6 protein-coding genes and 1 pseudogene are annotated in these 7,837 nt (G+C 57.6%); 4 read left to right on the top strand and 3 right to left on the bottom strand.

The features are described 5' to 3' along the window. Positions 1–443 precede the first annotated feature (443 nt). Positions 444–1,814: a DUF5906 domain-containing protein gene (locus GXB81_RS29685; protein ID WP_205991083.1), complete on the bottom strand. Its 1,371-nt coding sequence runs from the start codon at positions 1,812–1,814 to the stop codon at positions 444–446. A gap of 610 nt (positions 1,815–2,424) precedes the next feature. Here GXB81_RS29685 and GXB81_RS29680 point away from each other — a divergent pair. The 4 genes from GXB81_RS29680 (at position 2,425) to GXB81_RS29665 (ending at position 6,198) form a co-directional block, all read left to right on the top strand. Beyond that, complete coding sequence (locus GXB81_RS29680) at positions 2,425–2,940, top strand: hypothetical protein (RefSeq protein WP_205991082.1); 516 nt, start codon at positions 2,425–2,427, stop codon at positions 2,938–2,940. 24 nt (positions 2,941–2,964) lie between these two features. After that, positions 2,965–3,291 carry a hypothetical protein gene (locus GXB81_RS29675; RefSeq protein WP_167284886.1) on the top strand — a complete coding sequence of 109 codons (327 nt, stop codon included), beginning with the start codon at positions 2,965–2,967 and terminating at the stop codon, positions 3,289–3,291. Positions 3,292–4,555: 1,264 nt separating this feature from the next. Then, on the top strand, positions 4,556–5,188 hold the full coding sequence (locus GXB81_RS29670) for a DUF47 domain-containing protein (RefSeq protein WP_167284885.1): 633 nt from the start codon (positions 4,556–4,558) through the stop codon (positions 5,186–5,188). Further along, positions 5,188–6,198, top strand: coding sequence for an inorganic phosphate transporter (locus tag GXB81_RS29665; protein ID WP_167038535.1), 1,011 nt, complete (start codon positions 5,188–5,190; stop codon positions 6,196–6,198). Before GXB81_RS29670 ends, GXB81_RS29665 begins: the two co-directional genes overlap by 1 nt. A gap of 220 nt (positions 6,199–6,418) precedes the next feature. Here GXB81_RS29665 and GXB81_RS29660 read toward each other — a convergent pair whose 3' ends face one another. Further along, entirely contained in the window at positions 6,419–7,225 is an 807-nt protein-coding gene (locus tag GXB81_RS29660; RefSeq protein WP_167038533.1) for an SDR family oxidoreductase, read from the bottom strand. A 209-nt stretch (positions 7,226–7,434) separates the two neighbouring features. Next, positions 7,435–7,837, bottom strand: a pseudogene (locus GXB81_RS29655) (peptidoglycan endopeptidase); the annotation flags it as partial.

The raw sequence follows: 7,837 nt of genomic DNA, 5'->3' as shown, positions 1-7,837 counted from the left end.
TTTGGAAACCTCCTGCGTGAGCTGATGGGCACGACGCATCCACTGTACAGGCAGTTGCAGATGCGCTCTGTCGCCTGGCTTCCCTTACCCGTTGCCGGGGGGAGGCGTCCATACCATCTAACACGCTACAAGGGCTTCCCCGTTGAGCACAAGCTCAATTGAAGTGCGCTGTTGATACATGCTGCAATGCCGTGTTGGTGCGTGTGAGAAGGTGAAGGACTGCGGTTCTACAACCGGTCATGTTGGACCTATGGTCCGGACCCTGATGAAAGACGCGCGCAGAGGCCCCATTCTCTAGGCAAGAACGGGGAGTGCCTGTCTGCCAGAATAGATTGATTATTTGACTATGGTAGCTATGGTAGCCCTGACAGAGGCTTGCTGGATAAAGGTTTGCGGTTGACAGGGGTAACCCAATACCCCTGCCATTGCAATGCTTACCCCTGTCATTCGGCGTGGCAGATGCCGGTATATGCGATAAATCGGGCAAGCGCATCTTTGATCGAAGGCAGTTCGAAAACCTGCTCACGGTTGCCTGCGATCATCGCGCGTACACCTCGCGCGCCGGTAGCGGCCAGTAGTTCTTTCGAAAACACTTCCTTGACGATTGGATACAGAGTGCCTAAGCGCCGTGCGTAATCGACATAAGCGTTGTAGAGCAAATCCTTTCCTACTTTGTGCGAATCCTGCGAGTTGCCGTTTGCGTCGTGAGCGGTCCAATACAGAGGATCGTTTCCGATTCGTGATCCGGTCACCAAGTCGTACATGAAGCGGTGATGTGGCTCCAGCGACAGGCTTTTCTGGACCTTCAGGCCGTCCGTTTCGGGAACCTTGCGCAGGTTGGTGTTGGATAGGTCGAAGTCCATCAGCACGCGCAGGAACGCTTCCTTGCCCATTGCTTCGAGTTCGTCAGCGATATCCGAGAAATACTCAGTGTCTTGTGCCTTCGCGTCGCTGACATCGAGCACGAAGTAACGGCGTTCATCGCGCGTCGCGGGGACTGCCCAATCATTGTTGGTGGACATTGCGACGCGGACATACGAGTCCATTTCAACGGAGTCTTTGCCCTTCGCTTCAATCGTCACCGTGCGCGCCGTGATCAGGTCCTTCAGGGGACCATCTGCGGACTTGTCACCCGACCAGAACGACTCTTCCGCGACCACCAGAACTTTCTCACGCAGGTGACTATTGAAGTTGCCGGTCAGCTGCTTCGAGTGCGCAACCTTCATGGCGTGTGCCTTGCCGATGATGTCACGCATCGCATCGAGGAAGATGGATTTGCCGGTCCCTTTGTTACCGCGCAGAACCAGCGCAACACCTTTCTTGTGTTCCGCGTCTTGGACGATATCGGCGCACCACGCCATGAGGTACTGGAAATGTTCCTCGTTGCCGCAGCACAGAATGTTCTTCATATGCGCCAGCAGCAGGGGGCAGTAGTCCTTCGCGGCCTTGTCCGCAGTGACCGTCAAGGGTTCGACGGCAAAGCCGCTCCACAGATTGTAAAACTCCGCGCCGTATCGATTGGCAGGGGACAACACCAGGCCCTCATATTGACGACGGGTCGGTGAGCGCTTCCAAAGGTCGAATACCGGTGTACTCGCGTCCACGTCCTTTCCTTTGACTTGGCGTTTTTCGCTCACCGTCACATTCGCAAGCAGATTCGCCGCGTCCGAGAACGACATAAAGCTTAGTGCGCGCTCACCGTCAGGCGTGTGGGACTCACGCATAACTTGAGGTTTGTTGCCGCACATGATAACGGCGTATCGTTTGTTGACTTCAGCAATTGCCGAGTCAGCGGCGTTTTGATTTGTTGTCATAGCTGACCTGTTTCAGAGAATTGGTGAGGGCTAGACGTGAAACAGGCACGTCAGGGGGAGCCACCCCGTTTCGCTCTCTTGGAATGCATGGCTAATGCAGGCTCATTTCGTATTTACGAGCCCATCAGTGATTTCGAATAAAAATTTACTCAAATCGAATGGGCCTACTCTGAAATTGACGAGTGGGCGACTAAATCCCAGTTTTTAGACCAAAAATCAGCGGTTTTCTCATGTGGAAAAACCTGATTGTGGATTGGTCGCCAACAATGGCGAGCAAAAAAATTAATTATAATTATTTTATGAACAATGCTCGATTGTGGAGCGATCTACCGACTGTTGATGGCGGGAGTGTTTCCTGAAAAATACACATTGCGTTATTTGAAAATACAATTTGCGTATATCTGATTGAGGCAACTACGCTGGGCGTACAGGTGTCTCCCGATCTAGGTCTGTGAATAATTCGTTGCGCTTTCTGCTCTATTTTGTAACGGCGCTCAGTTTCTGACCCACAAACGCTAATTTCATAGCGGAGGGCAGTAAGTAACGCATGCCCAGAAAAATCAATCAAAAATCCTGAAATAGGACTGCTGACTAAAAGGTGGGACTGAACATGAGTGAAGAACTCGCTGATGCGCTGGACGCAACCAAGCGTGTGAAGATTAATTTTTACGTGAGCCGTGAGGAACACGAGAATGCGAAAACGTTCGCAGGCCGCTACGGAACCAGTCTTTCGAAGGTAATCCGGATGGCGTTGAAAAAGTATGTTGCCATCCCCGCGCCCATCCAAGAGCAGGCGGGAGTTCTATCCCCACCTGACGTTTCACCGCTCGCGCTGAGCCTGCTGAACAACGTTTTGGGAAGCTTGGAAACTCAGCCGGTCACAACGGTCAAGGGATTCGAGAACGGCATCTTGCACGGCATTTTGAACGAGGGCGGAAAGCCCCCACATATGAGAATGCATCGGGACGGCCACGGCGTTTTTGTTACCGGCGCACCAAAAAGAAAAAAGCCCCACTCAGGATTCGATTCCTGGCGGGGCTTTTTGTCGTTTGCACGTCCGGCAATGGCGGGCATCCGCGCTGCTTTTTTGGGTACTCGCTTGCGTTTGCTTCCTGCTATTATTTAGAATCGATCAATTAGATAATCTGAAATGGACATTAAAGACTTCCGATGGGTGTTTATGCCCTACTGCCTGCAAAGGCTTTCGAACGGGCGATACATCATTCTGAATCGTGACTACAAACCCTTGGGCACTACCAGCCCTGATTGGGTGGAGTACGAAACGCACCCAAGCGCCGTACGCATGAGCATAACCGCCAAAACGGCGGCAAGTTTGTCCACGCACGGCAAGCCTGATACGGATCGAATCTTTCTGTATGACGATGGTAGTTCACCCGCCAACGGTGCGGAACAGATGCGCGCGTACATGGAAAAACTGTCCCGGTTGGCAATGTACACGGTCAAATACGAAGACTAACCGGGCGCGACACAATAGACAAAGCCCCGTCAGGAATCAAATCCTGAGCGGGGCTTTTTGAGGGTCGGCCGGGATTCGCAAAAAATCCGCCACATCTTGATCTAAACTGCTGATTGATATGAGAAATCAGCGGCCTGACTGAGCGGAGAAACGGAGGGGTGAATATCCGGGACCAATTCAGTATGGCTTACGCCTTGTCCCTTCTGGGTAAACGCGTTCAAATGCAACGCCTTGACTTGCCCATTGTGATTTGCTTAGTCCTACGCGATCTATCTGGACCTTCGAAAGATCGACGCCTCTGTGCTGCAACAATTGGAGGAGCTGGTTTGTGTGATCAGTGGTTGGTGAATAGTGACCGCTTTGATCCGTAATATATCTAAGTCGACCTGACGCAACTTCCATCACCCCGGCTGCTGCGACTGGGGCTCCCGCTAAAAAAGACGAGTGATGTTGTAGCACACACTCATCGCCAGCATAGAGCTTTCCCTTGCCGTCCATTACAAACATGTAGCCCATGCCCTCGGTGTTCATGGGTTGCCAAGCGCCTGATTCACCTTTTTGGGAAAGAATGCCGTTTGCTATCGATACTTGGTACCGAGCGCGTTCAACTGCGCTCAAATAGGGTACGGGAACGGGACCGCTGGCCGCTAGGCGATCGGCGTCGTATCCCGATGTTTTCAACATGCCAATGGTTCTATAAGTGTCGCCTTCACGAAGAGAGGTTCTGCTAGGCGGGCGCGTCAATGCTGCTAGTTGGGGGGAAGCCTCTCTACGAGGGGCAGCACGAGCCGAGGATGTTTGGCCAGGAGACTCATTGCGTACCGCATCTAACTGATAATCCTGCGCTTGCCGAACGTTCTGTGTCGAATTTACACGTCCCATGATAGTCGCTTCCTTCAAGTATGTCAGTTGATGAACGCTATGATTAGCGCACGTTTCCTCTGGAAAGGTCTTGGGTGCGAAGATAAATTCTGAAATGCGAAGCGACAGCTTGGGGCCGAAAATAACTTCGGGTCTCGCCCAGCACGCAGCAGGACTTCGCCAGCGGGCACGGTTTGCCGAACTTCTCAAGCGCGGGTGACGGCGGTTTGATGACAATCCCGCGTCTGATAGATACCCGGTTCAAGTTGCACTGAGCCAGAAGGGGCGTATCTGGCACAATGACGCTTTTGTGACAGTGCGCCCGCAAAGGTCTGTGTAAGCGGGATTTCACGGTTTTTTCACGGTCACACCCACAAATAGGCCGAAAACCCTTACCCAGCTTATGTTTCGTATCCCAAGACTAACACCCACCGAGGGCAAGTTCTTTGAAATCTTCAATGCGCACGCAACGTGCATCGTCTCGGCAAGCCACGAGCTCGAGCTACTGATCGACAATCTGCAGGACGCGGAAACCCACAAGCAGAACGTGCAACAGTCCGAGAAGGCTGCCGACAAACTCACGCACGAAGCCATCGACCTGCTGCACAAGACTTTCATCACGCCGCTCGACCGCGACGAGATCCACAAACTGATCACGACGATGGACGACATCCTCGACCTGATGGAGGACGTCGCCACCGCCATCTCGCTGTACGACGTGCAATCGGTCACGTCCGAGGCCAGCCAGCTTGCGCATATCTGCACGGCGACCTGCGAGCGCGTGCAGTTCGCCGTGAGCCTGCTCGCGGACATGAAGCAGGCGAGCCAGATCCTCAAGGCGTGCGAGGACATCGACCGGCTGGAGTCGGAAGCCGACCGCGTGCTGCGCGCTGCTATGTCGAAACTGTTCCGCGAGGAAGACGACGTCAAGGTTCTGATCAAGCTCAAGGCGATCTACGAGCTGCTCGAAACGGTCACCGACAAGTGTGAGGATGTGGCGAACATCATCGAAGGCATCGTGCTGGAAAACGCATAATGCAATCGATACAACTCGCTATCTGGGTCGTTGCCGGCCTGGTTGCCGTCGCGCTGGTTTTCGACTTCATGAACGGCTTTCACGACGCGGCGAACTCGATCGCCACGGTCGTCTCGACCGGCGTGCTGAAGCCGCAGCAGGCCGTGGCATTCGCGGCCGCGTTCAACGTCGTTGCCTATTTCGTGTTCCACCTGAAAGTGGCCGCGACGGTCGGCAAGGGCACGATCGACCCCGACATCGTCGACCATTACGTGATCTTCGGCGCGCTGGCCGGCGCGATCGCCTGGAACATCATCACCTGGCATTACGGCATTCCGTCGAGTTCGTCGCACGCGCTGATCGGCGGGCTCGTGGGTGCCGCGCTCGCCAAGTCGGGCTGGGGCTCGCTGAACTGGGACGGCCTCATGAAGACGATCGCGTTCATCTTCATCTCGCCGCTGCTCGGCTTCGTACTCGGCTCGTTTTTCATGCTGCTGGTGTCGTGGCTCTATTTCCGCACGCCGCCGAGCAAGGTCGACCGGCGTTTCCGCCGCCTGCAACTGTTGTCGGCGGGACTGTACAGCCTCGGTCACGGCGGCAACGACGCGCAGAAAACCATCGGTATCATCTGGATGCTGCTGATCGCGACCGGCTTCGCGTCGTTGAACGCGGATGCGCCGCCGCTGTGGGTGATCGGCGGCTGCTATCTGTCGATGGGGCTCGGCACGCTCTTCGGTGGCTGGCGCATCGTGCGCACGATGGGGCAGAAGATCACGAAGCTGAAACCGGTCGGCGGCTTCTGCGCGGAAGCGGGCGGGGCGATCACGCTGTTTACGGCGTCGTGGCTCGGCATTCCGGTTTCCACGACGCATACGATTACCGGCGCGATCGTCGGCGTCGGCGCGACGCAAAAGCTGAGCGCGGTGCGCTGGGGCGTGGCCGGCAACATCGTCTGGGCATGGATTCTGACGATTCCGGCTTCCGCGGTGCTGTCCGGTGCCGCATGGTGGCTCGGTCACCGCTTTCTGTGATTGCGTGTATCTCGCCTGAGATGGCTCGCGCTGTTTGATCGGCGCGGGTTGTTCGAGGGCTTCGGGAGTCCCGGCCTCGTTCGGTCAGCGCCTCTGCGCTGGCGCTGGCCTGCTGTTTTACCTCTGTTCTGACTGACTTGACTACGCGATTCGTTAGCGACTGCCTCACGCTTTACGACTATCGCCGCGCGTCACCTATCCCCTCAACACGCTCTCCGGCTTAGATCAACGGCGCGCTCGCGCCATCCATCGGGATGATCGCGCCGGTCACATAGCTCGCGCGGCGGCTCGCGAGGAAAAGCGCGACATCGGCAATTTCCTCGGGTTTGGCATAGCGGCCGAGTGGCACCTTGGCCTGGCCGCGCGCGAGCGCTTCCTCGTTGCCGATGCCCTGCCCCTGTGCTTCGAGTCTGACTGCTTCCTCGACGCGCTCGGTCAGCGTCGAGCCCGGATTGATCGCGTTGATGCGGATGCCGTAGCGCGCGTAGTAGTGCGCGAGGCCGACGGTTGCCAGCATCAGCGCCGCATTCGCCGCGCCGCCGGCGATATGGATGTCGCTCGCCATCTTGCCGCCCATGCCGATGATGTTGACGATCGTGCCCGGCTCGCCGCCGTGGCCGGCCTTCGCACGCTCGGCCATGCGGCGCAGCACTTCCTGCTGCGGATAGATGTAGGGGAAATACTTCGCTTCCATGGTCGCGCGGAACGCGTCGGCGTCGAGCGTTTCCGGGTCGTAGCGGCGCGCTGCGCCGGCACTGTTGACGAGCACGTCGATCGGTCCTACCGCGGTGCTGACTTCCTCGACGATATCGGCGGCGCTGTGCGGCTCGTGCAGATCGGCGCGCGTGCGATGCACGTGCAGTCCCTCCTGCTTCAGTTGCTCGTAGGCACGCGCGAGGTTGGCGGGATCGCGCGACACGATCGCGACCTTCGCGCCCTCCTGCGCGAAGGCCCGCGCGCACGCGAAGCCGATGCCTTTGCTGCCGCCCGTAATCAACACCACCTTGTCTTTCAGACCGAGTTCCATCGTCATCACCCGCCGTCGGAAGAATATCCGGTGACGATAGCAGATTGGCGCGGGCGTCGTATCGCACGGCGGTGTTTTTGTGCGGCGCGCGAAAAGGGGGCGTGTGTCAGCCGTCGCGCGTTCGGCGCGCATGACAACGGGCGCTGTCTTCCAGCTACCCACAGACGGCTACGCCAGAGCAAAAGCCTCGGTCGCTGGATACGGGCGCGTCAATAACTGCCGTTCGCAAAGCGGGCGATCGGGTCGTCGCTGGTTTGCGTGGGAGCGGGGATGCCATGTGCCGCCGTCGACGCGCGCATGATCTGCACGCCACCGCCAGCTTCGGCGCGTTGCGCCTGCTGAGCCTGGCGTTCGGCGAGCGCAGCGGACGGTGGTGGCTCGAAGGCATCGGCGGCGGCGTCGATGGCATCGGGGGCGTTCCGCGACACGGTGCGGGCGCTCGTCACAGGCTGTGCCGGTTGTTGCATTGACGAAGGCGCGACGGCCTCATAGGCGCTCGCCTGGGCGGTCGGTGCCGCGGTCGGCGCGACGGCACCGGCGGAGCGCGCCTGCAATTGCGCGGCGCTGAGACCTGCAGGCGGCGGCTCGAACGGGTCGGCCTGGGCGGCGGCG

The organism is Paraburkholderia sp. Ac-20336, from assembly GCF_017105025.1.
In the GTDB taxonomy this organism is placed as follows: domain Bacteria; phylum Pseudomonadota; class Gammaproteobacteria; order Burkholderiales; family Burkholderiaceae; genus Paraburkholderia.
Note: the sequence above shows the minus strand (reverse complement) of the source record. Positions and strands in the feature narration are given on the sequence as shown.